The organism is Urinicoccus timonensis (assembly GCF_900232945.1).
Classification (GTDB): domain Bacteria; phylum Bacillota; class Clostridia; order Tissierellales; family Peptoniphilaceae; genus Urinicoccus; species Urinicoccus timonensis.
The window spans coordinates 118,866-144,478 of record NZ_OCTU01000003.1 but is presented as its reverse complement, the minus strand read 5'-3'; the positions used below and the strand labels follow the sequence as shown (position 1 = coordinate 144,478).

At 35.6% G+C, this 25,613-nt stretch carries 27 protein-coding genes, 1 other RNA gene and 1 pseudogene; 18 read left to right on the top strand and 11 right to left on the bottom strand.

What is annotated here, in order from left to right; genetic code table 11:
• Positions 1 to 209 precede the first annotated feature (209 nt).
• Both CS898_RS06090 and CS898_RS10055 read right to left on the bottom strand, forming a co-directional pair.
• A complete protein-coding gene (locus CS898_RS06090; RefSeq protein ID WP_234976042.1) occupies positions 210 to 1,139 on the bottom strand; it encodes an IS3 family transposase in 930 nt (309 codons plus the stop codon).
• Positions 1,052 to 1,636 (bottom strand): helix-turn-helix domain-containing protein, encoded by a 585-nt coding sequence (locus CS898_RS10055; protein ID WP_009431028.1) that lies wholly within the window; start codon positions 1,634 to 1,636, stop codon positions 1,052 to 1,054. Before CS898_RS10055 ends, CS898_RS06090 begins: the two co-directional genes overlap by 88 nt.
• 154 nt (positions 1,637 to 1,790) lie before the next feature.
• Between CS898_RS10055 and tnpA the strand changes: the two genes are divergently transcribed.
• The 16 genes from tnpA (at position 1,791) to CS898_RS09890 (ending at position 15,695) form a co-directional block, all read left to right on the top strand.
• Complete coding sequence (gene tnpA / locus CS898_RS06085) at positions 1,791 to 2,246, top strand: IS200/IS605 family transposase (protein WP_099208477.1); 456 nt, start codon at positions 1,791 to 1,793, stop codon at positions 2,244 to 2,246.
• A gap of 171 nt (positions 2,247 to 2,417) precedes the next feature.
• On the top strand, positions 2,418 to 3,107 hold the full coding sequence (locus CS898_RS06080; protein WP_099208476.1) for an ABC transporter ATP-binding protein: 690 nt from the start codon (positions 2,418 to 2,420) through the stop codon (positions 3,105 to 3,107).
• Complete coding sequence (locus CS898_RS06075; RefSeq protein ID WP_099208475.1) at positions 3,094 to 5,592, top strand: FtsX-like permease family protein; 2,499 nt, start codon at positions 3,094 to 3,096, stop codon at positions 5,590 to 5,592. Before CS898_RS06080 ends, CS898_RS06075 begins: the two co-directional genes overlap by 14 nt.
• Positions 5,593 to 5,909: 317 nt before the next feature.
• Positions 5,910 to 6,353, top strand: coding sequence for a DUF5301 domain-containing protein (locus CS898_RS06070; protein WP_099208474.1), 444 nt, complete (start codon positions 5,910 to 5,912; stop codon positions 6,351 to 6,353).
• Between the two features lie 415 nt (positions 6,354 to 6,768).
• Positions 6,769 to 7,140: an SdpI family protein gene (locus CS898_RS06060; protein WP_099208473.1), complete on the top strand. Its 372-nt coding sequence runs from the start codon at positions 6,769 to 6,771 to the stop codon at positions 7,138 to 7,140.
• A 572-nt stretch (positions 7,141 to 7,712) separates the two neighbouring features.
• On the top strand, positions 7,713 to 8,024 hold the full coding sequence (locus CS898_RS06055; protein WP_072469096.1) for an ArsR/SmtB family transcription factor: 312 nt from the start codon (positions 7,713 to 7,715) through the stop codon (positions 8,022 to 8,024).
• A gap of 62 nt (positions 8,025 to 8,086) precedes the next feature.
• A complete protein-coding gene (gene arsB / locus CS898_RS06050) occupies positions 8,087 to 9,160 on the top strand; it encodes an ACR3 family arsenite efflux transporter (RefSeq protein WP_099208472.1) in 1,074 nt (357 codons plus the stop codon).
• A 2-nt stretch (positions 9,161 to 9,162) separates the two neighbouring features.
• A complete protein-coding gene (locus CS898_RS06045) occupies positions 9,163 to 10,158 on the top strand; it encodes a permease (protein ID WP_099208471.1) in 996 nt (331 codons plus the stop codon).
• A gap of 14 nt (positions 10,159 to 10,172) precedes the next feature.
• The gene (locus CS898_RS06040) at positions 10,173 to 10,646 is read left to right on the top strand and encodes a thioredoxin family protein (RefSeq protein WP_234976038.1); all 474 of its coding nucleotides are present in this window, start codon (positions 10,173 to 10,175) and stop codon (positions 10,644 to 10,646) included.
• Position 10,647: 1 nt separating this feature from the next.
• A complete protein-coding gene (locus CS898_RS06035) occupies positions 10,648 to 11,070 on the top strand; it encodes an arsenate reductase ArsC (RefSeq protein ID WP_099208470.1) in 423 nt (140 codons plus the stop codon).
• A gap of 264 nt (positions 11,071 to 11,334) precedes the next feature.
• Positions 11,335 to 11,997, top strand: coding sequence for an ABC transporter ATP-binding protein (locus CS898_RS06030; RefSeq protein WP_099208469.1), 663 nt, complete (start codon positions 11,335 to 11,337; stop codon positions 11,995 to 11,997).
• Positions 11,994 to 12,707, top strand: a complete 714-nt coding sequence (locus CS898_RS06025; protein ID WP_099208468.1) for a beta-carotene 15,15'-monooxygenase — start codon at positions 11,994 to 11,996, stop codon at positions 12,705 to 12,707. The genes CS898_RS06030 and CS898_RS06025 overlap by 4 nt, the downstream gene beginning before the upstream one ends.
• Complete coding sequence (locus tag CS898_RS06020) at positions 12,704 to 13,342, top strand: hypothetical protein (RefSeq protein WP_099208467.1); 639 nt, start codon at positions 12,704 to 12,706, stop codon at positions 13,340 to 13,342. Before CS898_RS06025 ends, CS898_RS06020 begins: the two co-directional genes overlap by 4 nt.
• A gap of 413 nt (positions 13,343 to 13,755) precedes the next feature.
• A complete protein-coding gene (locus CS898_RS10045) occupies positions 13,756 to 14,505 on the top strand; it encodes a sensor histidine kinase (RefSeq protein ID WP_234976036.1) in 750 nt (249 codons plus the stop codon).
• On the top strand, positions 14,483 to 15,079 hold the full coding sequence (locus CS898_RS06010) for a response regulator transcription factor (RefSeq protein WP_099208465.1): 597 nt from the start codon (positions 14,483 to 14,485) through the stop codon (positions 15,077 to 15,079). Before CS898_RS10045 ends, CS898_RS06010 begins: the two co-directional genes overlap by 23 nt.
• A gap of 445 nt (positions 15,080 to 15,524) precedes the next feature.
• Complete coding sequence (locus CS898_RS09890; protein ID WP_200807616.1) at positions 15,525 to 15,695, top strand: hypothetical protein; 171 nt, start codon at positions 15,525 to 15,527, stop codon at positions 15,693 to 15,695.
• 59 nt (positions 15,696 to 15,754) lie between these two features.
• Here the strand turns inward: CS898_RS09890 and CS898_RS06000 are convergent, their stop codons facing one another.
• Together CS898_RS06000 and CS898_RS05995 are read right to left on the bottom strand one after the other, a co-directional pair.
• Positions 15,755 to 16,609 (bottom strand): IS3 family transposase, encoded by an 855-nt coding sequence (locus CS898_RS06000; RefSeq protein WP_143614588.1) that lies wholly within the window; start codon positions 16,607 to 16,609, stop codon positions 15,755 to 15,757.
• The gene (locus tag CS898_RS05995; RefSeq protein WP_009430694.1) at positions 16,573 to 17,139 is read right to left on the bottom strand and encodes a helix-turn-helix domain-containing protein; all 567 of its coding nucleotides are present in this window, start codon (positions 17,137 to 17,139) and stop codon (positions 16,573 to 16,575) included. The genes CS898_RS06000 and CS898_RS05995 overlap by 37 nt, the downstream gene beginning before the upstream one ends.
• Positions 17,140 to 17,160: 21 nt before the next feature.
• Here CS898_RS05995 and CS898_RS05990 point away from each other — a divergent pair, with 21 nt between their 5' ends.
• Both CS898_RS05990 and CS898_RS09885 read left to right on the top strand, forming a co-directional pair.
• Positions 17,161 to 17,439: a hypothetical protein gene (locus CS898_RS05990; protein WP_234976034.1), complete on the top strand. Its 279-nt coding sequence runs from the start codon at positions 17,161 to 17,163 to the stop codon at positions 17,437 to 17,439.
• Positions 17,430 to 18,140: pseudogene (locus CS898_RS09885) on the top strand (FtsX-like permease family protein); the annotation flags it as partial. The gene CS898_RS05990 and the pseudogene CS898_RS09885, both read left to right, overlap by 10 nt.
• 108 nt (positions 18,141 to 18,248) lie before the next feature.
• Here CS898_RS09885 and CS898_RS05975 read toward each other — a convergent pair.
• The 7 genes from CS898_RS05975 to trxB form a co-directional block, all read right to left on the bottom strand.
• On the bottom strand, positions 18,249 to 19,712 hold the full coding sequence (locus tag CS898_RS05975; protein ID WP_009431261.1) for a carbon starvation CstA family protein: 1,464 nt from the start codon (positions 19,710 to 19,712) through the stop codon (positions 18,249 to 18,251).
• A gap of 173 nt (positions 19,713 to 19,885) precedes the next feature.
• Positions 19,886 to 20,965: a C40 family peptidase gene (locus CS898_RS10040; protein ID WP_234976033.1), complete on the bottom strand. Its 1,080-nt coding sequence runs from the start codon at positions 20,963 to 20,965 to the stop codon at positions 19,886 to 19,888.
• Between the two features lie 188 nt (positions 20,966 to 21,153).
• Positions 21,154 to 21,485, bottom strand: an RNA gene (rnpB, locus tag CS898_RS05965) — RNase P RNA component class A.
• Between the two features lie 58 nt (positions 21,486 to 21,543).
• Complete coding sequence (locus CS898_RS05960; protein ID WP_099208412.1) at positions 21,544 to 22,458, bottom strand: P-loop NTPase family protein; 915 nt, start codon at positions 22,456 to 22,458, stop codon at positions 21,544 to 21,546.
• A gap of 3 nt (positions 22,459 to 22,461) precedes the next feature.
• Positions 22,462 to 22,866 (bottom strand): cobalamin B12-binding domain-containing protein, encoded by a 405-nt coding sequence (locus tag CS898_RS05955; protein ID WP_099208411.1) that lies wholly within the window; start codon positions 22,864 to 22,866, stop codon positions 22,462 to 22,464.
• A gap of 62 nt (positions 22,867 to 22,928) precedes the next feature.
• Positions 22,929 to 24,431 (bottom strand): succinyl-CoA:acetate CoA-transferase ScpC, encoded by a 1,503-nt coding sequence (scpC, locus tag CS898_RS05950; protein WP_234976032.1) that lies wholly within the window; start codon positions 24,429 to 24,431, stop codon positions 22,929 to 22,931.
• Between the two features lie 231 nt (positions 24,432 to 24,662).
• The gene (gene trxB, locus CS898_RS05945; protein ID WP_009430052.1) at positions 24,663 to 25,595 is read right to left on the bottom strand and encodes a thioredoxin-disulfide reductase; all 933 of its coding nucleotides are present in this window, start codon (positions 25,593 to 25,595) and stop codon (positions 24,663 to 24,665) included.
• Positions 25,596 to 25,613: the final 18 nt, after the last annotated feature.

The following is a 25,613-nucleotide window of genomic DNA, read 5'->3' as shown; positions in this document are numbered from 1 at the left end:
AACCTTTTTTTCCTACCCGCATAGCGGGTAGTTTTTTGTTTCGCACGCGTTGCGTGCTCAACTGACTAAAGTCATCAACAAAAAAAAGTCGGACGAGAGTCCGACTTTTTTGTGTTTAAACCCTCAGCATATTAGAGTGACCCCATAAAGTTGGACCTAATCGAGTAAGCATTTCGCTTACTCGATTTTGTTATTACATAACATTCGTTCTATGCGGATTGCATGCGTTCACGGTATTGCTTTGGACTTAGACCTCCTAACTTTTCTTTGATTCGATCTTCGTTGTAGTAACGGATATATTGCTCAATTGCCTGCACCAGTTCTTCACGACTACGGTAATTGTGGCCATAGTAGATTTCTCTTTTCAATAGGCTAAAGAAGTTTTCCATAGGTGCATTGTCATAGCAGTTGCCCTTTCTTGACATACTTTGGAAAATATGATGTTTTTCTAACATGGCTTGGTATGCGGTCATTTGATAACCCCAACCACGATCGGAGTGAAAGGTCCGTCGATAAGGACAGGCCTTTGTTCGCTCAATGGCTACTTCTAAACCTTGCAGCATGGTGACTCCATTGGGCTGATCGGATAGGACGTAACTGATGATTTCCAGGTTGTACATGTCCATGTAGGGGTCGAGATAGAGTTTCTTTGTTTGAAGTTTCCCGGTCTTATCTTCTTCATAGTATTTAAATTCTGTGGTGTCTGTGGTAATTTTTTGCAAGGGAATGCTGGTATTGAACCGGCGGTTGATTCGGTTTTTCTTGATTTTCCCCACGACGCCTTTGTAGGAATTGTACTTCTTGTATTTCTTACCATAGGAGTGGACTTGAAGACCCATGTCTTGGACCAATCGTTGCACTTTCTTTTTGTTCACCACCTGGCCCCGGTTCTTTAATTCCAGATGAATGCGGCGATAACCATAGTCTTTGTGTTGGCTCCGAATGACAAGGATTTCGTCTTTTAAGGATTGATCCTTGTCTTCTTCGGACCATTTTTTCTGCCAATACATAAAGGTGGACTTTGGGAAATGGATGGCGGCAAGAATCTCTATTAGTTGGAATTGTTCTCGGAGTTTGGAGACAATCTTCGCCTTTTGTTCATTGCTTCTTCTTTCTCTAAACTCCTGAGCTGTTCCCAGAACATCTTTTGAATGGTAAGTTTCCGATTTTCTGCCTCTAATTCTTTGATGCGATTTTCCAATGCTTCGCGTGTGGAGGCGTCGATGGATTCGCTTTTCTTTACAGTTTTTGGTGGTTGGTTGTGGTCATTTTTCTTTGTCACAGGTCTCCCTCGCTTGTGCGGGAGCAGCCCCTCGATGCCCTTCTCTCGGTACTGTCTTCGCCAATTGACAATCATGGACGGATTCGTCAAACCGAGTTCGAGGGCAAGTTGTCGGTAGCTGCATTCGCTCGTTTCATAGCGTGTAATAGCTTCTAACTTAAACTCTACACTATACGCACGATTATTTCTAGAGCGCATTAAGCCTTCATCGCCATAATTTTTGTAATTGCTAATCCATAGCCTGAGAACGGACTTCTCGATTTGGTATTTCATTGCTAAGGCTTGATAACTTGTTTTACCACACAAGTACTCCTCGACGATTTTCTTCTTCAATTCGTAACTGTATTTTGCCATTAAAAGACCCCCAAAGGTTGGATTTCTTGGTCCAACTTTTGGGGGTCAGTGCATTAGACCGGGGGTTCCGTTTAGCTTTAGCGATAAAAAATAAAAACCTCCATGTTAGAATAAATTTGTGGTTTACCAAAACACAAAAAAACAGGAGGTTTTTATGAATTTGAATCATACCCATAGTTTATCACATACAAAATGGAATTGTAAGTATCATGTAGTTTTTGCTCCAAAATATCGAAGGAAAGTATTTTATGGGAGTAAAAGATTAGAGATAGGAGCAATCTTAAGAGAATTGTGTAGTTGGAAAGAAGTAAATATAATAGAAGCCGAAGTCTGCCCAGACCATGTGCATATGCTCTTAGAGATACCACCCAAATTAAGCGTCTCAAGCTTTATGGGATTTTTAAAAGGAAAAAGTAGCATCATGATTTACGAACGATGGGGAAGCTTAAAATATAAATACAGAGGACGACAATTTTGGTGTCGGGGATATTATGTAGATACAGCCGGGAAAAACACAAGAGCAATCCAAGAATATATAAAAAATCAACTTAAAGAAGATGAATTAAGTGGACAAGTAACAATGGACAACTTAGACCCCTTTAAGGGGTAGCGAGTAAAAATTGCGTGTGGTAAACCACAGGCGCCCTTGAGGCGCAGCAAGTAAAAAAGGCCCTTTGGGCCGCAAGAGAAAAACCACCGGCTACGCCGGTGGATTTTTATTCTAGTCACTTTCCAGTCACTTAAGTCTAATATTATATAGACAAGTTAAGGAGGATACAATATGAATATAGTAAAAACAGTTGATTTAACAAAAACATATAAGGGCGGAGTAGAAGTGAATGCCCTTTCAAATGTAAACTTTGAACTAGAAAAAGGAGACCTAGTTGCCATCATTGGAGACAGTGGATCTGGCAAATCTACACTACTTCATTTACTTGCAGGAGTTGATAAACCAACAAGTGGGGATATTTTTATTCAAGATAAAAATATTACTAAGTTTAACAAAGATGAGATGACAATCTTTCGCAGAAGAAATATAGGCGTTGTATATCAATTTTTTAATTTGATTCCAAACATCAACGTTCGAAAAAATATTTTACTTCCTCTTTTGTTAGACAATAAAAAGGCAGATGACGAATATTTAAAGGAAATTTTATCGATACTAGGAATAGAAGGAAAGCTTGATAGGTATCCAAAACAATTATCCGGTGGAGAGCAACAAAGAGTCGCTATTGCCAGAAGTTTGATTACAAGACCTGCAATAATCTTAGCAGATGAGCCTACAGGAAATCTCGATAGAAAAAATTCTGAAGAAATCACAGGACTTTTCAGACTTGTAAATAAGAGATTAAATTCTACAATTATGATAATAACTCATGATGAAAAAGTAGCAAATTCTTGTGATAAGGTCTATAGAATGGTAGATGGTAGGTTAAATTTCTTAGGAGATGAAACTTATGAAAATTATTAATGACCTAGCTGATGGAGCTGTAAAAAATAATAAGAAAGACAGTTTTGCTATTAAAATTTCCATACTTTTAGCAGTTATATTGCTAGGTACAGTTGTATTTATTGTAGGATCCTTAAAAAATGACAAGTATAACTACGTAAGAAAAACTATTGGAGACTACCATGTAGCAATTACTGAAGTTGATGAAAAACTATATGATAAATTAATAAATGATACGGATATAGAAAAAATTTCCTTTAATAAAATCATAGAGACAGATTTAAATGCAAATATTTATGAAAATGGAAAATATAGCAACCTATTAACTGGCTACGAAATAAAAAAAGGAAGAGAACCTAATAATTCAAATGAACTAATAGTACCAGAAAGATTTTTAACAAAGAATAAAACTTATGATATAGGCTCTAAAATTACTGCAAGTGATAAAACTTATACCATAGTTGGAGCCTATGATGATTATGGATATTCTTTTGAAAAGTCTATGTTACTTACTATGGCTGATAGTGATAAAAAGATGGACTTATTAAAAAATAATGGAGGTTTAGAAGCCTTAATATGGTATAAGCATCCAAGAGATACTTATACAAAGACTAGGGAAATTTTATCTACTATGAATATAGACGAGAAGTCTTCAATAGACATAGGAAGACTATCTTATAATACAGATATTTTAGAGTATAAGTTGATTTATCCTCAAGGAATATTTCCGCCTAAGTCAGTGATAAAATCTGCTGTAGAAGAGTATAGTGCGTATTTTTTTCTAGTTCTTCTATTTGCTTTTATTATCTATGGTGCATTTAACGTATGGAACAATAGGGATTTAAAAGAAATTGCCCTATTAAAAAGCACAGGTATGACTGCAAAACAAGTTAAAAAAATGATAAAAAAGAAAGCCTTTAAGCTATCTGCATTGCCAGTAGCCTTAGGTACACTTCTATCCTGGGTTTTCGCAAACTTATTAATGTATTTAATGTGGCTTAATAACTCAGTATCCTATAAGAATATGTCTGAGATAATTGGAGAAAGTTTTAAGGCACCAGATTTTCACCTAGTTTATTTAGATCCTACTTCTATTTTAATAATTATTTTATTATCGCTTTTGACAGTATATTTATCTGCGACAATCCCTGCTAGGAAAAGTGCAAAATTAAAGATAATAGAAGGTTTAAATGGGATTACAGAAAAAAATATAAAATTAGGAAAATCAAAAATAAATGGACCTATAGAAAAGACTTTAGCAAAAGATTATTACAGGTCCTATCGTTCAACCTATCGAATTATTGTAATCTCAATGGCTCTTTCTGCCTTTGTACTGACTACAGTTTTAGTTAGCCAGTCCTATAGAACTTTGAACGAAAAATATAACTCTTATAAAAGTCCTTACAATTTTAATTCAAGTATTTACACTGATAAGAATTTAGATAAAAACTTATTAGCTGATTTAGAAAAAGTTGACGGAATAAAAGAGCTTCACCTATATCAAAGAAATGACACTAAGTTTTACCTTGACGATAATAAAGATTTAATTTCTAAAGATTTAAAAGATTCTTTAGCTAGTGGCAAAATAGAAAATGATAGACTATATGCTAGTATATATGCTTTAACAGATGAAGATTTTGAAGAGCTTTTAAAAGAAAATAACATCTCTCATGCATCTTATTTATTGCTTAATAAGATAAGAAAAGATAATAAAACTCCGTATGCTTTTAGTGAGTATATAAAAATTTCTGATAAGGGATTTGGAGATATTACTTTAAAATATAATGCACAGGGCAAACCAATAAATATAAAAATTGACGCAAGTATTGATGAAATGCCTTATGACTTAGAAGCTTATGATAATAATGAAATACCCATCTACACAAGCACAAGTAATATGAAGAAATTTATTGATGAGTATGGAATAGATAAATCAGATCCTGTTTACTATTATTTTGTAAAAATAAAGGCTGAAAAAAACAAGGAAAAAGTATTTGAAGATGCCGAAAAAGTAATTTCAAATTATGTACCAAAGTCTGACCATGGAACAGCTACAGAAATTTTAAGAGAAGCAGCAAGCAAAGAGCAAACAAGGAATGAAAGACTTTTAAACCTAGCTATTCAAATCATTCTAATAACAATCGCTCTTTCCAATGCCTATAATAGTTTTAAAGGCAACCTTAGGGCAAGATCCAATGACTTTAAACTTCTATCAACAGCAGGTATGACAGAAAAACAAATGGAAAAGATGATCTTCGGAGAGGGGAAAATATTATTTAAAAATATTTTCTTGGCATATATCTTTATGTTTATTATTGGAATTGCACTTAGAGCCTACAGGAGCAACTATGAACTAGAATTTGCGATAAAAGGTCTTATAGCAAATATAAATTATATCCCTCTAATAGTAGTATTTGTATTTATGATTGCAGGAGTTTTAGTATCAATAAAAAGTGGTCTTAAAACAATAAACGAAAACTCAGATAATACTTTCAAGAGTATATAAGTAAAAGGCTGTGAGCATTAAACTCATAGCCTTTACCATGTAATTTAAAGAATTCTAAACCAGTTTTTCTTTCAATGAGCATTATGTATGGCTGTTTTTTTAGTTCTAAAATGATATAATAATTATAAGATGCTTATTGATTAACATATTCCCACATATGAGGTTTTTGAGAAATATTAAACCTTATCCACACTAACACCCAAGCCACGTGGAAGCAATAGCTATTCTTTCAAAAGAAATTGGGTAAATCAGACTTAAAAAAGAAAATAATTGTGCTGAGATAGCATTACAAGAAATCGAAAATGGAGATGAAAACCATGAAAAAATATATTGGAATAGCATTCGTTTTAATCACTATTTTGTCATTAACTGCATGTGCTAGTAATAAAAATGCTAGTAATAAAAATGCTAGTAATAAAAAAATAAACCTACCAAAAGCCGAAGAAATAAAAGAAATTGAAATTATGAAAACCACTTCAGAAGAAAGTTTGAAAATTGAGAATCAAGATGAAATATCTAGCATAATTGAAGAGATTAAGGAAAGTACTAATGATACTGGTAGAGAAAGTGTTAATGATCAACCCACAAATATAAATGATTATATTATCCTTAAATTTCATCATAAAAATGCAGAAGAAAGTCCAAGCCTTGTATATTTATATAAAGACAAAAATAGTAGTTATGTTGAGCAGCCCTATGCAGGTATTTGGAAATTAAGAGAAGAAACATTTGATAGAATCAGTAGTCATTTGATTAAATAATGATGTTCAACCATCTAAGTTTATCAAGCTTGGCAAGTTATAAGTTTCTATTAGATAAAACCTATAAGACTTGTACGAACACAGCAGAGTAGGTAAAAAGCTTTTTCTCTATCTTGAATTGTCAAGTGCAACAAAAAATGACTTAGGGAGGAGGTATACTTAAGGGCTCTTTTAAAAATTATGCTAGTGACGCTCAGTGTTGCATTTACTACATTTGGATATAAGATTTATTTTCAAAAGAAGTACAACCTAATCAACGGTTTTGAAGAAGTTATAAAGCAGGAAGGAAAACAAAACAATATGCCAAGAAAGTGGGATTGGTAGAATTTATCATTGGAATTAACCTAACTTTATTTGGAATCTGTATTACTATTATCAAATAACAAAATTTGAAGTTGGAGGAGAATTGTAAAATATGGGATTTTGGATGTTTATGTTTATAGCTACCTTGTTGATACCTGCAGCACTATTATTAATGTGGTATCTATGCCCAAAACTTAAAACAATTAATAATGTAAGTGGATATAGATCAAAACGGTCTATGAAAAATCAAGATACATGGGATTTCGCTCAAAAATATTCCTCAAAAATTTCCTTGTATATGTTTTTCCCTTCCTTGATATTAGCCATTGCCATTATGCCTACAGTGAGTAGTAAACCAATTGATAGGATAGGCTGGATAGGACTTGGTATTACCATGATTCAAATGATGAGTTTTATTGTAATTGTGATTTCTACTGAGAAAGCTTTAAAGAAGCTTTTTGATGAAAGTGGAAACAAATTGTAATACAAAACCCAGCTTGTAGTGCCTTAGGCTTTATCAGCAAACAACATTCCCTTTGCTATTTTTCGCTCTGCAACGAGCGTTAAGACCTATTTCTTGATATAGGGTTATCATCAGGATAGTCTTGATGTCAAAAAAATGAGTAAATAGCTTATAAGACTGTTGAAACAGGCGACCTTTAGGATCTCTAGAAGAAATCTTAAAAGCCTAATTTTTTTGCTTTAAATGCTACTTGGAGGAAATAGTCCATTTGTAAATTATTGCAGAGTCTGTATTCCCTGCGAATACTTTAGGTGGAGTGAACAGGAAGATAGTATCAGGCTAATGATCAGTATATTATGAAAATCATAAACAAAAATCAGCTAGGAGAAATCTTTATGAGGATAATCTTAGAAAGAGTAGAGAATATAGCTCAATAATAAAGCCAGGGATAATGGACAGCGATAAGGCAAGTTTATAGGTATAAATGAGTTGAGATGGTGAAAAGGAAACAATTTTAAGAGATAAAGGGAAACACATTGACAACCTTCTATATGTTTTGTATAATTTTATATGAAAAGATGAAGGAGGTTTCCATGAAAAATAAATATCTAGAGATATCAAAAAAATTAAAAGTTTTGAGTGATCCAAAGCGATTAGAAATTATAGATATGTTATCTTGTGATGAACTTTGTGCTTGTGAGATATTAGAGCAATTCGATATAACACAACCAACACTATCGAATGATATGAAAAGATTAGAGGATGCCAATCTAGTTATTAGTCGAAGAGAAGGAAAAAATATATATTACATTGCCAATAAGAAAATTCTGAAGGAGATGAAATCCGACTTAAAGGAAATATTTGATGGCGGAGAGGAATGTATTTGTCACACTAGGAATAAGTAAATTTTTTTGGGCTATACATAGAAACATTTGAATATATCTATACTAAAGGAGGTAGAAGAACTATGGAAAAAAATAAGGATAAAGGAATTAATGTATTTCAAAAATACCTAACTTTATGGGTATTGTTTTGCATGATTGTGGGGGTACTTATAGGAAAATATATACCTATAATCCCATCTGCTTTAGGTAAAATGCAAATTGCAGGTATATCTGTACCGATAGCAATCTTAATTTGGGTTATGATTTATCCTATGATGATGAAAGTAGATTTTCAAAGTATTAAAAGAGTTAGAGAAAATCCAAAGGGCCTATTTGTAACATGGGCTGTTAACTGGCTCATAAAACCATTTACAATGTTTGGAATAACGTATTTGTTTTTCTTTATTATATTTAAACATATCATTCCTAATGATTTGGCCAATGATTATTTAGCGGGGGCTGTTTTGCTGGGAGCTGCGCCATGTACTGCTATGGTTTTTGTCTGGTCGACTCTTACAAAGGGTGATCCTGCTTACACTGTGGTTCAAGTAGCCACAAATGATTTAATCATTTTATTTGCTTTTGTACCTATAGTGAAGTTTTTATTAGGTGTATCTAATGTTGTAGTACCCTATAGCACCTTATTTACTAGTGTATTTTTATTTGTTGCTATTCCATTATTAGGAGGTGTCATCACAAGGAAAATAGTAGTTGATAAAAGAGGAAAGGATTATTTTGAAAAAGAATTTCTAAGTAAATTTGATGGAATGACAACTATTGGACTACTATTGACCCTAATCATTATATTTTCTTCACAAGCAAATATAATTTTAGAAAACCCATTTCATATTTTATTGATAGCTATTCCACTTACCCTTCAAACATTCTTAATTTTTACCATAGCCTATGCCTTAAGCAAAAAAGTAAGTCTACCTTTTGAAATAGCTGCACCAGCAGGCATGATTGGAGCTTCAAATTTCTTTGAGTTAGCTGTAGCTGTTGCAATAGCAATATTTGGGATAGATTCACCAGTTGCATTAGCTTGCACTGTAGGTGTTCTGACTGAAGTACCTCTTATGTTATTCTTAGTAAATATTACCAATAATACAAAACACTGGTTTTTAGAAAATAAAGAATCTAAAGTTTACGGAGGTTAGATATGTGGAGTTTTATTCAAGATCAAATTCTAGGTATGAAATGGCTCAATGAATTGATAGGAGAAGTATTAAGAAATTTTGGCCTTGATATGACTTCAAAACTTGGAGGAAGCTTACAATTTTTCATCTATGATGTTATAAAAATTACAATATTACTTTGTGTGTTGATTTTTATCATTTCTTATATACAAAGCTATTTCCCACCTGAACGAAGTAAAAAAATTCTGGGACGTTTTGATGGATTAGGGGCAAATATCATATCTGCTTTACTAGGCACCGTAACACCTTTTTGTTCATGCTCTTCAATTCCTATATTCATGGGCTTTACAAGTGCTGGATTGCCTATTGGAGTGAGTTTTTCATTTTTAATATCTTCTCCAATGGTTGATTTGGGTAGCCTTGTTTTACTTATGAGTATATTTGGAGGTAAAATAGCTCTAGCATATGTAGTTTTAGGGCTAATTATTGCTGTAATTGGTGGTAGCCTCATCGAAAAAATGCATATGGAAAGGTATGTAGAAGATTTTATAAAAAATGCAAGTCAGGTTGATATTAGCTCGCCAAGTTTAACATTAAAAAACAGGGTTGATTTTTCTAAAACGCAAGTTAGTGACACGTTCAAAAAAGTTTTTCCTTATATTTTAGTAGGTGTGGGCATAGGGTCATTGATCCACAATTGGATTCCTCAAACTTGGGTAGAAAATATCTTAGGCAGCAAGAATCCATTTGGAGTGGTTTTGGCAACTCTTGTCGGAGTACCAATGTATGCTGATATTTTTGGAAGTATACCAATAGCAGAAGCTTTATTGGCAAAAGGTGCTCAACTAGGAACTATTCTATCTTTTATGATGGCAGTAACAACACTAAGCCTACCATCATTGATTATGTTAAAAAAAGCAGTTAAACCAAAGCTTTTATTTCTATTCATAGGAATTTGTATTTTTGGGATCATGGTTGTAGGATATTTATTTAACATTTTTAGCCCTATTTTAATTTAATGGGGAAGAGTAAAATGAAAGTATTCAGAAGAAAGCAAAAAACAGATGCTCTTGTGAAAACAATCGTGTGGATTAAGGAGGAAAAAATGAGATTATTTGGTAAGAAAGAAAAAAGAGAGAAAGATTGTACTTGCGGAGGCAATTGCCAACCTGTTAATAACAAGGAAGTCAAAGAAACAAGTTGTTGTGATGTAAATTACTCATCAGAGAATATAGAAAAAGCAGAAGAAAAGAAAAAAGAGAAGGGGATAAAAATACTAGGTTCTGGTTGCTCGAAATGTGCTGCTTTAGAAAAATCAGCCAGAGAAGCCTTGGCTGAACTTAATGTTGAAGAAGATATAGACCACATTACAGACTTTTCTCAAATCGCAAGTTATGGAGTTATGTCTACTCCGGCATTAGTAATAAACGGCAAAGTTGTATCCTATGGCAAAGTTTTAAACAAGGATGAAGTGAAAGATTTACTAGAACAAAATGGTGTAAATTAAAATGAGAAAAGCAAAAGTTGCATTTATATGTGTCCACAATAGCTGTAGGAGCCAAATTGCAGAAGCCCTAGGGAAAAAATATGCTTCAGATGTGTTTGACTCCTATTCAGCTGGAACCCAAATAAAAAACCAGATAAATCAAGATGCTGTCAGATTAATGAAAGATATATACAATATTGATATGGAGAAGACTCAATATTCAAAGCTGATTTCTGACCTGCCAGATATTGATATATCCATTACTATGGGATGTGATGTGGTTTGTCCGATTGTAGAAAATCAATACACAGAGGACTGGAATTTAGAAGATCCCACAGGTCAGGATGATGAGTTTTTTAGGGAAATTATATCTAAAATAGAAAAAAATATTAAGGATTTAAGCCTTAGAATTGAGAAAAATGAAATTAGTTTGAATGAAAAATAGAAGTTGATTTTTGAATAGAGCAATAATTATTTTTTATAGCTATAATTCATATCTGCTAGAGACTTATAAATAGTTTACTCATATATATAGCTCATAAAATAAAGAAAGACTGGATTCATTTCCAGTCTTTTTTGTTAAAGTTTGCAGTATTTACTCATGTGAATTATCCCTGGATGCTTTAAGATAAAATACAATAAAAAAGAGGATTGCGATATGAATGAGCAAGTATAAATATCTACAGCATCAGGGATAGGAGGTTTATCAATGAATGTAATTGAAGTGAAAAATATGAGTAAAAACTTTAAAAACAAGAAGCTTTTCAACGATTTTTCTTTGGAGATTGAAGAAAATACGGTTCATGCTCTTGTTGGACCGAATGGATCTGGTAAGACTTCTCTACTTAGAATACTAACAGGTCTTTATGATGAAAATAAGGGCGAGGTAAATGTTAAGGGAAGTCATGCAATGTTACTTGAAAATGACTATTTGTATGAAGATAAGACTGGGCTAGAAAACATTAAATTATATGGTTTGTATTTCGGATATAATCTAGATTCTTACCAAAAATATGCTGATTTGTTAGAACTTACAAATGATCTGGATAGAAATGTTTCAACCTATTCTAAAGGCATGAAGAGGAAATTATCCTTACTAATTATTGTAATGATGGATAGGGAGATCATATTTTTAGATGAAGTAACAAGTGGAGTTGATCCAATATCAAGAGTTGAGATAAGAAAACTCATAAAATTATTAAAGGATGAAGGGAAGACCATCGTTCTTACAAGTCATGATCTTTCTGAAATTGAAAAGGTGGCTGACAAAGTGTCTATGATAAAATCAGGAGAGCTACTTTTTACAAAGAATATAGATGAAATTCAAGGAGAAAGCTTGGAAGATTTATTTATAGAGGAAGGTTCAAAATGAAGGATAAGATGAATATTAATAGGGCTTGTCGCTACTATTTAAGTAAAGACAAGGATTTTATTTTAAATTTATTATTATTTACTTTGATTTCTCTTGGCTTTATTTTTCTACTATCTAAGGGGACCTTTGATTCTAGAGGAAATGATTATATTGTATTAATGCTATATGTACTAATGCTTGGAATTTCAATTCTTATGTCTAATTCTATGCTTGTCAATTTAACAGTCAAGGATAAAGTAAATAAACGAATAGAATTTATCCTAGCATCAGGAATAAATATAAAAGATGTGATGAAAGCCTATGCAATAGAAATGTGGCGCCTATCTTCCATTGTTCCCTTTATATTATTTTTTCTATCATATGTTTTATATGACTATAAAATCGAATTTAAGTGGATTGTGGGTATATTTGTGACAATGATAGGGATGACCTATTTTGAAATCCTATTTTTTAACCTAATAAGTCTATCCCAAAAAAACTTTAAGTTTTTCAAAAATATAGTTTTCTTTGGAACGACAATTTTAATTTACCTGGCAGGCACATTTTCAGAGAAGATTCTATCATTGATAGAAAAATATGATCTAAACATTATCTATATCATCTTAGGAATAAATATAGGCTTAGCCTTCATCTTTGCAGTTTTTTCTATAAAAGATTTGTCTAAGATGAACAATGAAGCTGTAATTAAGAAAGAAGGGTCCTGGTCATGAAGATAGTCATGAAGGATTTAAGAAAGCTTTTAGATAAAAATGCCCTATTAATGTCACTTATGGCAGTCATCTGCTCCTTTATGGCTTTGTTTTTTGGCGATAGAGGAAGTCAAGAAATAAATAAGGTCATGAATATAGTTAAAATTGATGGAATTTTAATACTTTTTGTAATGTTTGGAGTAGAACTCGCTAAAAACACCTTGGTATCAGATAAGATTAGCAAAAGGCTTGAATTTTTACTTGCAAATGGACTTTCTATGAAGAAAATCCTAGGCAAATATTTCTTTAGCATCTATTTTGCAACCTTGATAATAGTCCTTCCAAGCCTGATATTAAATCTAGTAAAACTTGATCTAAGCCTGATTCTTGCTTTAAACTTGATCTTATCAAGTTTGCTTTACACTTTAATAATCGTCTTGATCATTCTTTGCACTCGAAACATGAATAAAGTAAATTCTCTCCAAATGTCCTTAATGGGGCTATCCTTAGCCGTCATGATATTTTCCGTCCTAGTCTACAATTTTACAAATTCCTTGGTCTTCTATTTGATGACTAAGTTTTTTATCCTAGGCTCGATTAGTATATTTTTGGGTATAAATACGAAAAAAGAAAGGATTGTAGTTAGCTACTATTAGATATGTATAAGAAATTAGAAAAAATTGTAATCAGCCATTTAATGGTCATTTTATTTTGGGGTCTTCTTTTTAAAAACAAGACCTTAGTAGAGGAGGGCCCAGTTTTAAATGCGGTTTCACTTATTTTACTTTATACCTTATATGGACTGATCTATACAGAGATTTCAAATAAAAAAATACCGGGAAGAATTTCTATTTTGACTGTGTTTACATCCCTTTTGCCGCTGAGCTTGACTTTAATAAATACCTTGCCCCATAAGGTCGTATTCGCCCTTATAAGTATAGGCTCAACAAGCCTATTTATGAAAAAATATCTGGTTTTAGAGAATGTAAAATATATAAACATCTTACCAATTTCAAGAAAATCGAGCCAACTCTTTACCCTAGGTCTTATATTTTTTATTTGTGGAGTGATGTACCTATTTGATATAGACCTGCTAATGATCAATATATTTATCCAGATAGTTTTTCTTATTATAGAATTTTTCTTTATCCTATTTTTAAAGGAAAAAGAACTCGCCTTTGAGAAAACCTTCAAACTCTACTACCTATCAGACTATATGGCCAGGGAAAGAGATGAATTTGCAAGGATCATCCATGACGATATTTTGCAGGACATCTATGCAAGTAAAAATTACCTATCTTCAAAAAATCCGGATATAAATTATTCAAAAAATATCCTAAGAGAATTAGAAAGAAAAACAAGAAATCTAATGAAATTCTACCAATCTTCTTTGTTTGAAAAAGCAGACTTAGAAGGGTCCCTCTTAGCCATATTTGATAATGTAAGCTCCCTATATCCTCATAAAAATATCGAAATTACGAAAGGTATAGCGAGTGACCTAACAGAAGATAAAAGACTCATTCGATTAATTTCAATCATATCAAAGGAACTGATAAATAATGTTTACAAGCACTCCGATGCCAACTATTTATCTTATAAGCTCTATAAAAAAGGAAATTTCGTCTATATAGAGATGGAAAGCGATGGTACAGGCCCAGATGACTATAATAAAATTAAGGACTCAAAAAGAGGGGTCTTGCTCCTGAATCTTTTAATCGATTCAAATGCAGGAAATATTTCTTATGGATTAAATAAGGATATCCTTTCAACCAGAGTTTGCTTGGAGGTGGACCAGGATGAAAATTATTTTGTTGGATGACCATAAAATATTTGGGGAGTCTCTTAAGATGCTTTTAGAAGAGCAAGAAGATGAAATCTTATGTGACTATGTGTCAAACACTTGCGACTTTTTAAATAGGATACAAAAAGATGCCTATGATATTTTCTTAATGGATATAAATTTAAAAGACCAGAAGACAGGCCTTGATTTAATTAAAGACTTGATTGATGATCATCCCAAGCAAAAGATAATCGTTTTAACATCTTATGATTTAGATTATTACAAGGATATGGCTTTTAAGTTAGGAGTCAGGGATTTTATAAATAAGTCTGTAGAAATTGAGGAACTCTTAGAGAGAATAAAAAATGTATATAGGGGAAACCATAAGAAAATAGACAAGTACATTGCTGATCCCCTGACCCAACGAGAGATAGAAGTCCTAAAAGAGCTAATCAAGGGTCAAAATAAAAAGGACATTGCAAGGAAGCTTTTTATCAGTGAGAGAACCCTCTATAACCACATTGCCAATATATATGGAAAACTAAGTGTTAATAATATTGTTGAAGCCTACAATAAGGCCATGGAGCTAGGCTATATAGACCCAGTGATGTAAAATTTATAAGATGAAAATAAGATATCGGTTTATAGAAAGGAGACTTCCATGTTGCTAATATTCACTTTGGTCTTTTGCTTAATTTCATATGTCTTAAAAATAAATGCATTCTTAGTATATTTTTCCTATGTCTGTGGATTTACAATAGTAAAAAGTTTCATTTCAGAGAGTTTAAAAGACCTCTTTATCATAAGTAATCCCGCAAAAATGTATACAAACATAGGTTTTATTCATTCTTTTATTTCAGGAAGCTCACTTTTGATCATTTGCTTATATTATTCCATAATGGAATATAGCAGTTTTTCTTATAAATACATGATTCCAATGATTATAGTGAATTTTCTAATCTATAGGTTTATCTTTTGGGATATGTCCTATGAAATCGATAGAAAGATTTTGAATAGGAGGATTGGATAGAACTTATTAACAGGAAAGGGGAATAAAAATGGACAAAAAGAACCTGTGGCTAATATTAATGATTTTAGGATTTATGATACTTATAACCTCAATATATATGTCCTATAAAACGGGAAAAACGGAATATGCATGGATCATTGGTTCAATGCTTTTTGGCATAGGAAGTGGAGATAAGTATAAGAAGTTGAAAGACCAATAAAGAGCAAGAAAACCAGCCCTAGACTGATGTGTACCCATAAAACTGGACACAATATTTAATTAATTCGTTGTAGTGGATGCTAACCTATACTTTGTAGGTGGCATCCATTTTGTTTTTGATTGAATTCTTTCGTTATTGTAATAATCTATATACTCCTCTATTGCTCTCGAAAATTCGTCAAAAGAGCGATAGCTCTTTTCGTAACCATAATACATTTCATTTTTTAGCCTTCCAAAGAATGTTTCCATAATGGAGTTATCATAGCAATTCCCTTTTCTTGACATGGATTGCTTTATCCCATGTTTTTTAAGTTCATTTACATAATATTTATGTTGGTATTGCCATCCTTGATCTGAATGTAGGATTAAGTTCTTTAGTTTTGGAAATTTTCTAAATGCTCTTCTTAACATAGTAGATATTTGTTTTAAATTAGGACTTAAGGATAAGTCGTAGGAGATAATCTCATTGGTATACATATCAAGTATTGGAGAGATGTAGCATTTACCCCAAGAAAATTTAAATTCAGAGACATCCGTGGTCCATTTTTGTAAAGGTCTATCTGCTTTGAAGTCTCTATTGATTAGATTATCTGCTACTTTACCTATTTTCCCCTGATAGGAGTGGTATTTTTCTTTAGAGCCCTTTCCAAAAAGTTTTCGTTCGTGCATAATCCTTTGTACTTTTTTATGGTTTATGACATAGCCTTGATTTATTAACTCCATATAGACTCTTCTCACTCCATATCTTCCTTTGTGTAGGTGAAAGATTTGGGCTATTTTATCTGCAATTGAACGATTCTTAACTTTTATTTTATCCACTTTATTTAGTTCAAAGTAGTATGTTGACCTCGGCAAATCAATGGCTCTTAAAAGATCCTTTAGTCTGTATCCTTTTTCTTTGAGTTCTTTGACAATCGCTGCTTTTTCGCCTTGAGTTGCGCAGCGTAACGTTCTTCTCTCAAGGCGATCTCTTTTTTTATGATTTCATTCTCAGCCTTCATATATTCATTTTCTGCTCTAAGTCTTATGAGTTCTTCTCTTTCGGATTCATTCAGTTCTTTTGGTTTATGGATATTTTTCTTTTTCATGGTTGTATTTTTAGATTTACGGCCTTTCTTTTTATTCACAAGACCATTATATCCATCCTTTTTATACTTGTTAAGCCATGAATAAAGTTGTCCTTCATTGATTCCATTTTCGATTGCAGTTGCCTTTATTGAATTTCCAGCCAGCACTTTCGACACCATTTCTAATTTTTCATCTGGTGTCCAGTGGATATTATTTCCATGGTTTAAAATTTCTGGGCCATGAAGTTCTTCTAATCTAAACCATTTTCTAATGGAAGCATGAAGGTTTTCTTCTTTGGTCCCATCAGGTGTATCAGGCCATTTCCCTTGCCTATACAACTGTATGCACTCTTTTTTGAACTCATAGCTATATTTCACAAAAATACCCTCCTTACTGGTTTGTCCAGTAAAGAGGGTACATATCATATAGAAAAAGTTTCTTTTAATAAAATTATTAATACAGACTTCAATGCAGTTATATATGAACATGGAGATTCTGAAAGTCTTCTCGGCTACGAAATCAAAAATGGCAGAAAACTGGAAAATTCAAATGAACTTTTAGTACCAGAGAGATTTTTAATAAAAAATAAGGAGTACGATTTAGGTTCTAAGATTATTGAAAATAAAAAGACATATACTATCGTTGGTGTTTACGAAATGAAAAGGCAAAGGCTATGAAAATAAGAATTGACGAATCTATAGAAGAGATGCCTTATGAATTAGAGGCATATAAGTCAAATGAAATAGCTATTTACACAAGTGAAAGTAGTCTAAGAAATTTTATAGATGAGTACGGAATTGATGAAGCTAATCCTGTATATTATTATTTTGTAAAAATCAAAGCCGATAAAAATAAAGAGAAAGTATTTGAAGATGCCGAAAAAGTGATTTCAACCTATTTTCCAAAATCAGATCATGGTACTTCTACAGAAATTATAAGAGCTGCTATGAATAAAGAACAGACAAGAAATGAAAAACTTTTAAATCTTGGCATACAAATTATTCTTATAACCATCGCTTTTTCTAATGCCTATAATAGTTTTAAAGGCAACCTTAAAGCGAGAGCAAATGATTTTAAACTTCTATAAACTACTGGAATGACAAAAAAACAGGTTGAAAAGATGGTATTTTCTGAAGTAAAAATATTATTTAAAAATATTTTCTTAGCATATATCTTTATGTTTTCTATAGGCATTGTGTTAAGAGCCTATAGGAGCAACTATGAATTAGGCTTTGGAATAAAAGAGCTGATAATAAATATTAATTATACTCCTATATTAATAGTATTTGTATTTATAATTGCAGGTGTCTTACTTGCAATAAAAAGTGGTCTTAAAACAAAAAATGAGAACTCAGATAATACTTTCAAGAGTATATAAGAAAAAGGCTATGAGCATTAAACTCATAGCCTTTTCTCTTGCCACCTAAAGACTCTTTAAATCAGTTTTTCTAAAATCCCTAATTCAATGAGTCTTAGGGCCCTTTTCTTAGTCTAAAATAATATCTTTTCTCTTTTTACTCGAATAAGCCACAAACCAGGCAAAAAGAATGGCAAAGACTAACCCTACCAAGTAAGACCCGGTATAGCCTTCTAGGCCCAGACGGCCATCAAAGTTCAAGCCCAATTTAGGATCATGGAAGATATAGCTGGAAACGATAAAGGTGTAAAACATCCCTGGTAGGAGGGAGATGAAATAGTTCTTTCCATTGCCCTTGAGATAGGTGGATACCATCAAGAGGGCAAAAACTGCAACCAATTGGTTGGCAAAGCCAAAATACCGCCAAAGAGTGGCAAAGCCTTCGCTATTGGTCTTGGCATAGTAGAGAATGGCCACAGCAGGAATAAAGATAAGGATGGATAAGAGAACCCGTTTGATCTTTTTCCCTTGGTCAATGTTGAACTGTTCTGCAATCATGAGGCGTAGAGACCGAAAAGCTGTATCTCCACTGGTAATGGGGAGAACAATAACCCCGATAATGGCAATCAAGCCCCCAATTTTACCCATAAATTCCTTGGATATCAGACCTACCATCAAGGTTGCAGAAGTATCCACTGCTGCAGACCGGTTAAAGAGAACCATGGCGCCAGCTGCCCAGACCATAGCAATAAAACCTTCGGCTAACATCATGTTGTAGAAGGTTTGTCGCCCTTCTCTTTCGTCCATGACTGTTCTTGAGATCAAGGTTGCTTGGGACCCGTGGAAACCAGACATAATCCCACAAGCTACCGTAATGAAAAAGACCGGGATAAAGGATTGGCCCGTGGGATGGACTGAAAGCAAGCTTCCTTCTGTAATGGGGTGAAGGCTAGCTCCTCCATCCATTAAAACCCCAACTAAAACTCCCAGGGCAGAAAGAATTAAAAATCCTCCAAAAATTGGGTAAACCCGACCAATGATGGCGTCAATGGGAAAAAGGGTGGCCAGGATGTAGTAGCCCAAAATACAGGCATAGACAATCCAAATAACATTACTTTGTATATCCATTCCCAAGACGTCATTGACAATCAAGTCTCCTGGCGTATAGATAAAGACAACCCCTGTTAGAAGCATTAGGATCCAAATAATGATATTGTAGACCTTGTTGGTGCCATTTCCCAAATAGCGAGTTACCAGCTTGGGCACTTGGGCCCCGTCATTACGCATGGAAATCATCCCGACAAAGTAGTCATGCAGTGATCCTGCCAAGACACAGCCAATGGGGATAGTTAAAAAAGCAATGGGACCAAATAAAATCCCTTGGATGGGGCCTAAGATGGGGCCTGTCCCAGCTATGTTCAAAAGTTCAATAAGTTGGTTTTTCCATTTTTTCATACCAACATAGTCCAGGCCGTCTGCCAATTTTACAGCAGGCGTTTCCCGGTCATCTGGTCCAAAAACCCGTTCACAGTACTTCCCGTAAGCAAGGCCTCCAACCAGCAAAATAGCAAGTCCAATTAAAAATAAGACCATGGATATTCCTCCTTAATAATTATTATAATTCCTAAGTCTAGTATAGCAGGTTATTTTACACAAAATCAATCAGGTTTCCAAAAATCTAGGACTTTCTTTTCCCAAATTTACCCTCTTTTTGAACACAAAAAATTCCCGACCTTGTAAACTAGATCGGGAATAAAAGAATCTACTTATAAAACTCTGGTTGCATTGACAAAGTTTTGTGTATAGTATTTTTCAGTTAATTTGTTTTTAACAACCTTACCTTGGCCACTGGCTGCATGGATGAATTCATCATTTCCAATATAGACACCTACGTGGCTGACATTTCCTGTGCCAGTAGTGGCAAAGAAAACTAGGTCCCCTCTTTGGAGTTGGTCTTTAGAAACTTGTTTACCAAATTGGGATTGGGCACTGGAAGTTCTTGGAACGTTGATGTTTAGCTCATTTTTGTAAATGGCATAAACTAGACCAGAACAATCATATCCGGCGTTACCTGTATCTCCATAAACATAGGTTGAACCTAACTTGTTTGTAAGAGAAGCAAGAACTCTAGAGGATTTTGATCCATCTGCAGGAGCAACTTCTTCCTTAGCTTCTGGTAAAACTGCTTTGGCTACTGGCTTGGCTGGTGCAGGACTTGCTGGCGCAATGTCTTTTCCATCCAATTGAACGTCTGCCATGGGAAGATAAAAAGCATCCCCACTTTCATTAATTAGAACAAAGTTTCCTTTTTCAAAAGAAACAATGGAAATTTCTTGGTTCTTCTTCACCACTAGGGTCTTGTTGTTGTTCTTTAAGGTCTTGTTTACCTTGGAAGTCCCCTTGGTTATGTAACTATTCATTCCGGCTGCTTCTAAAGCATCCTTGGAAACCAATCCGTTTAGGCCGTCTTTTGTCTTTACCACATAACCGTCGTTGCGGTCTTGGGTTAAAGTAACCTGTTCTCCTAAGAAGAGGTTTCTCAGAACCTTGCCATTGGATTTAATAGGTGTATTTTTTTTGGTAATGAAAATTTTTTCACTTACCTCTGTTTTTATCAGTTTATTTTTTGGAATGGAAACTTGTGCATCTCCTTTTTTCACGGTAAAGATGCCTTCTTTTTCTCCAATGATATTGACTTCTTCTTCTGCTGCAAAGCTTAAAGTCTTACCACTATTCAAAGTTGTAGTGTGGTCGCTAAGTAAGATACCAGTATCCTTTAGGCCTACTAGTGCTACAGCACATAGAGCCGCTAGCCCTAGGGTCTTTTTCAACTGAGGTTTTTTCACAATTAAACTCCTTTAATATCTCTATAAAAAACTTAAAACCTTTTGGTCAACTTTCATATAAAAGTATAACAAAAAGGTTTCAAAATTACAACAAAAAGTTACAAAAAAGTAACGACTTTTCTAACTTTTTTGTTTTTCCTAAGAAATATCAAAGAAACTCCGATTTTCTTACAAAATATGGACTTGTATGTAAGAGCAAGTCTATAAGCCGTGTTCTGTTTTATCAATCATCTATCTAGGATATTTGTTGCCAAATACCTCCAGCGACCTACCTCTTGGCGGTGACGAGCAGCCACCTTTTGATCCTTTTTGGTCTTGCTCCGGATGGGGTTTACAGAGCCAATTTGTCTCCAAATTGCTGGTAAGCTCTTACCTTACCTTTCCACCCTTACCACAATGTGGCGGTATCTTTCTGTTGCACTAGCCTTGGAGTCGCCTCCACCGGACGTTATCCGGCATCCTCGCTCTATGGAGCACGGACTTTCCTCATGTTTGCACATGCGATTGAATGACTTACTCAAGTAAAAATTATATCATATCTTTTTTTAAGAAGCTAGAAAAACTTCTGCCCTATAGGTCTATTTAAAATAGCGATCCAAAAGTTCTTCTGCAAGGAGATAGGGATTACTTCCTTCCTCTAGAGCTCTTTTAATGGCCTCTTCTTCAAAACGAATCACCGCCTCTAGGTCATCTTTTAAAAAGCCTCTCATCCTGCTTTCAACTTCCATGACTTCTTGTTTTAGACGGTCTTGTTTCCAGTGTCCCATATCCAAGAGATAGTCTTTAAAGTCGTCAATGACTTCCTTCAAACCCGAAACTCCTTGGTCTTGGAAGCTTAAAACCAGGGGTCTTTCCTCCCGGTCCTCTTGGAGGTCCAACATCATTTCAATGTCCAGCTTGGTCTTTTCCTCCTGCCGCCCCCTTCCTTGGTTGACAAAAAAGATCTGGGTCAATTCCAGGCTCCCTGCATTAAGCAATTCCATGTCTTGGCTTAGGTCTGGAGAAATGACATTAACCAGGCAGTCCACCACCTGACTAAGGTCTGTATCCAGAGGGCCTCCAAAACTTTCCAGCAAAATCAAGTCACATCCATAGGCATCCAAAATCCTCATCATGCCAGGGACCGCATAGGAAATCCCTCCCTGGTGGCCCCGAGAAGCCACTGACCGGATAAAAACTCCCTCCTTGCCTGAAAGTTGAGCGAATCTTTCCCGACCTCCTAAGAAGGCTCCACCGGTTTGGGGGCTGGAGGGGCCCATAAGTAAAAGGCCGACTTTTTTCCCCTCTTCTAAATATCCTTCTATCAAGTCTACCAGTAGCTTGGACTTGGCCAGGTCCTCTTGACCGGTAAAGCCCACCCGGTAGGCCCCCTTGTCATGGGGGTAGATAGACTTCAAGAGGTCTACATAGCCCTCTCTTTGATTTTCTACAAGGGATATACATCTTGCACAGGCTTTTTCATTGCCTGCTATTAATTTTTCTACAAGATCCATAGCCTACTCCTTGTCTATTTTTATATGCTGGTTTACAAAACAAATGACATCTTTTAGGTCTGTCCCTGGAGGAAAAGCCTGAGCCAAGCCCTGGTTTTTCAGGTCTGGAATGTCTGCTGCATCGATGATTCCACCAGCAAAGACCAGTAGGTCTTCAAACAAGTCCTTTTCCTTTAATAAGGATAGGGTTTCGCTTAAAAGCTTTTTATAGTCTCCGGATAGGATACTAATCCCTAGGGCATCCACATCCTCTTGGAGGACGGCCGATACAATCTGCTGGGGACTTTGCTTAAGGCCGGTATAAATTACTTCCATTCCTGCCTCCCTAAAACGATAGGACAGGATTCGTGCACCTCGGTCATGTTCATCCATGCCCGGCTTCGCTACGAGTATACGAATGGGAACCATAATCTCTCCTTAATTCTTAACAGATTCTCCTTTTAGCCAGGCCCTAGGGCCTGGACCTTTTCCTATTGGTCTATCTTCATGGTGCCGGTTTCTTTTAACCGGTCATACCAGGAAAAAGCTTCCGATAAAATATGAGGTGTGTGTTGTCCTGGACTTTCCTTGATGGCTCGGTTTAGATAGTCTTCCAATTGGGCCTTGTAGTCCGGATGGGCACAATTTTCAATAATTTTTCTAGCCCTTTCCACTGGGTCTAGGCCTCGTAGGTCTGCATAGCCTTGTTCCGTGACCACCACCATGACATCATGTTCTGTATGGTCTACATGGGGGACAAAGGGAACTATTGCAGAAATCAGGCCCTTTTTGGCTGTGGATTGGGTTGTAAAGATGGACAGGTAGCCACCCCGGGTAAAGTCCCCGGACCCTCCCAAACCATTCATCATATTGGTCCCAGAAACATGGGAGGAGTTGACATTGCCATAGATATCAAATTCCAGGGCAGTATTGATGGCGATTACTCCCAAGCGGCGGATTAAGCCAGGATTGTTGGATATCTCAACAGGTCTTAAAACCACCTTGTCCTTGATTTTGGGCAGTTCTTCTCCCAGTCTTGCATTCATTTCAGGACTCAAGGTAAAGCTAGTTCCAGAAGCATAGTCCACCTTGCCGGCAATTAAGAGGTCAATAATTCCATCTTGTAAAACTTCAGAATAAACCGTCAAGTGCTCAAAGTCTGAATCGGTAATTCCCTTTAAGACGGCATTGGCTACATTGCCCACTCCAGATTGGAGGGGAAGGAGGTTTTTAGGTAACCTTCCTGCCTTAACTTCTTCCTTTAAAAAGCGAATGATGTTTTTGGAGATATCAATACTGACTTGGTCGGGTTCCACAATGGGAGCCGTAGAGTCGGGAATATCACATCCTACAATCCCTACAATCTTGTCTGGATCACACTCGATATAGGGCTTGCCAATTCTCTCTTCTGGCCGGGTTAAGTTAATGGGCTTACGGTAGGGTGGAAGGGGTAATTCAGCAATATCATGCATGCCTTCCAATTCCATGGGTTGGCTGGTGTTGATTTCAACCAAGACCTTGTCTGCCATTTCCACACAGATGTTGGTTTGACCCACAGAGGTGGAGGGAATCAAGTGGCCCTCTTCTGTAATGGCCACCACTTCCACAATGGCTACATCAATATGGCCTAAAAAGCCCGCCTTTAATTGTTGGGGCACATGGGATAGGTGCATATCTTGGTATTTGACCTTGCCATCATTAATGGCCTTGCGGAGGGTCCGGTCTGTTTGATAGGGGAAACGATAGGCAACCACTCCAGCGTTTGTCATTTTTTCGTCAATTTCGGGTCCAACAGAAGCTCCTGTAATGACGGTTAAATTTAATTTCTCTCCAGCTTCTCCCCTCCGGGCCAATTCCAAGGGAATAGCCTTGGGATAACCAGCTGGTGTAAAACCACTTGTAGCAATGGTCATATCCTTTTGAATGAATTCAGCTGCTTCTTTGGCAGTCATTAATTTACTTTTTAATTTTTCACAGCGTAATCTGTTTTCCATCATTATCTACCCCCTATATGTACAAGCTAATAAACCAGCTCTATGAATTTAGAGTCTGGTGCAGTCTTATTTTAACCCAAAAATACGGTAATGACCTGGAACCTCCCCTATAAAAGGTTCAGTCACTACCGTAAATAATCGGGCAATGCCTAAGACGCGCTAGTCTCGTCTTTCCTAATTAGATACTATCACAAATAAAAAATATTTTCAATAGCCCCAAGCCCCCTAAAATCAAGGCTCCAAGTCATCTAAATATTTTTCTGCCACCATGGCTGCTGTGGCTCCTTCCCCTACTGCTGTCACCACTTGCTTAAAGCCTTCATAGCGGATATCTCCAGCTGCGTAGACTCCGGGAATTTCCGTTTGCATCTTTTCATCTGTTGGGATATAGCCATCTACCAGGTCCAATTGGCCCTTTAAAAAGTCCGTTAAAGGAGTGTAGCCCACATAGATAAAGATCCCGACTCCCTTGTAGTCTGTAGAGGACCGGAAGCTTTTGACTTCCTTGGTCTTGACATTTTCAATCAAGACTTCTTGGGCCGTACCCTCTCCCTTGATTTCCTTGAGAACACTGTCCCATAGGATTTCAACCTTTTCATTGTTGAGGATCTTTTCTTGCAAGGACTTGGCAGCCCTTAATTGGTCTCTGCGGTGGACCAGGTAGACCTTGTTGGCAAACTTGGTTAGGAAGTGGGCTTCTTCCACTGCCGCATCCCCACCGCCAATGACAAAGACATCGGCCCCTTCATAAAAGGCCCCGTCACAAGTGGCGCAATAGCTAACTCCCCGGCTGGCAAATTCTTCCTCTCCGGGAACATTTAGCTTTCTGGGATTGGCTCCAGTGGTAATGATGATGCTGGCTGCCTGGTATTCCCCTTGGTCCGTTTTAATCTTTTTGGGATTGGACCTTAAATCCACAGACTCCACTGTTTCATGCTTCACTTCCGCCCCAAAAGACTTGGCCTGTTCTTCCATCCGCATGGCCAGTTGCATTCCTGTATGGCCGTTGGGGATTCCAGGATAGTTTTCCACATCCAGGGTCTTGTTCATTTGCCCTCCGGCCATTTCCTTTTCTATAATTAAGGTCTTTATCCGAGCTCGGGCACCATAAAGGCCCGCACTGAGTCCTGCAGGACCTCCCCCGATTATAATTAAATCATACATATTTTCACCTCATAAAAA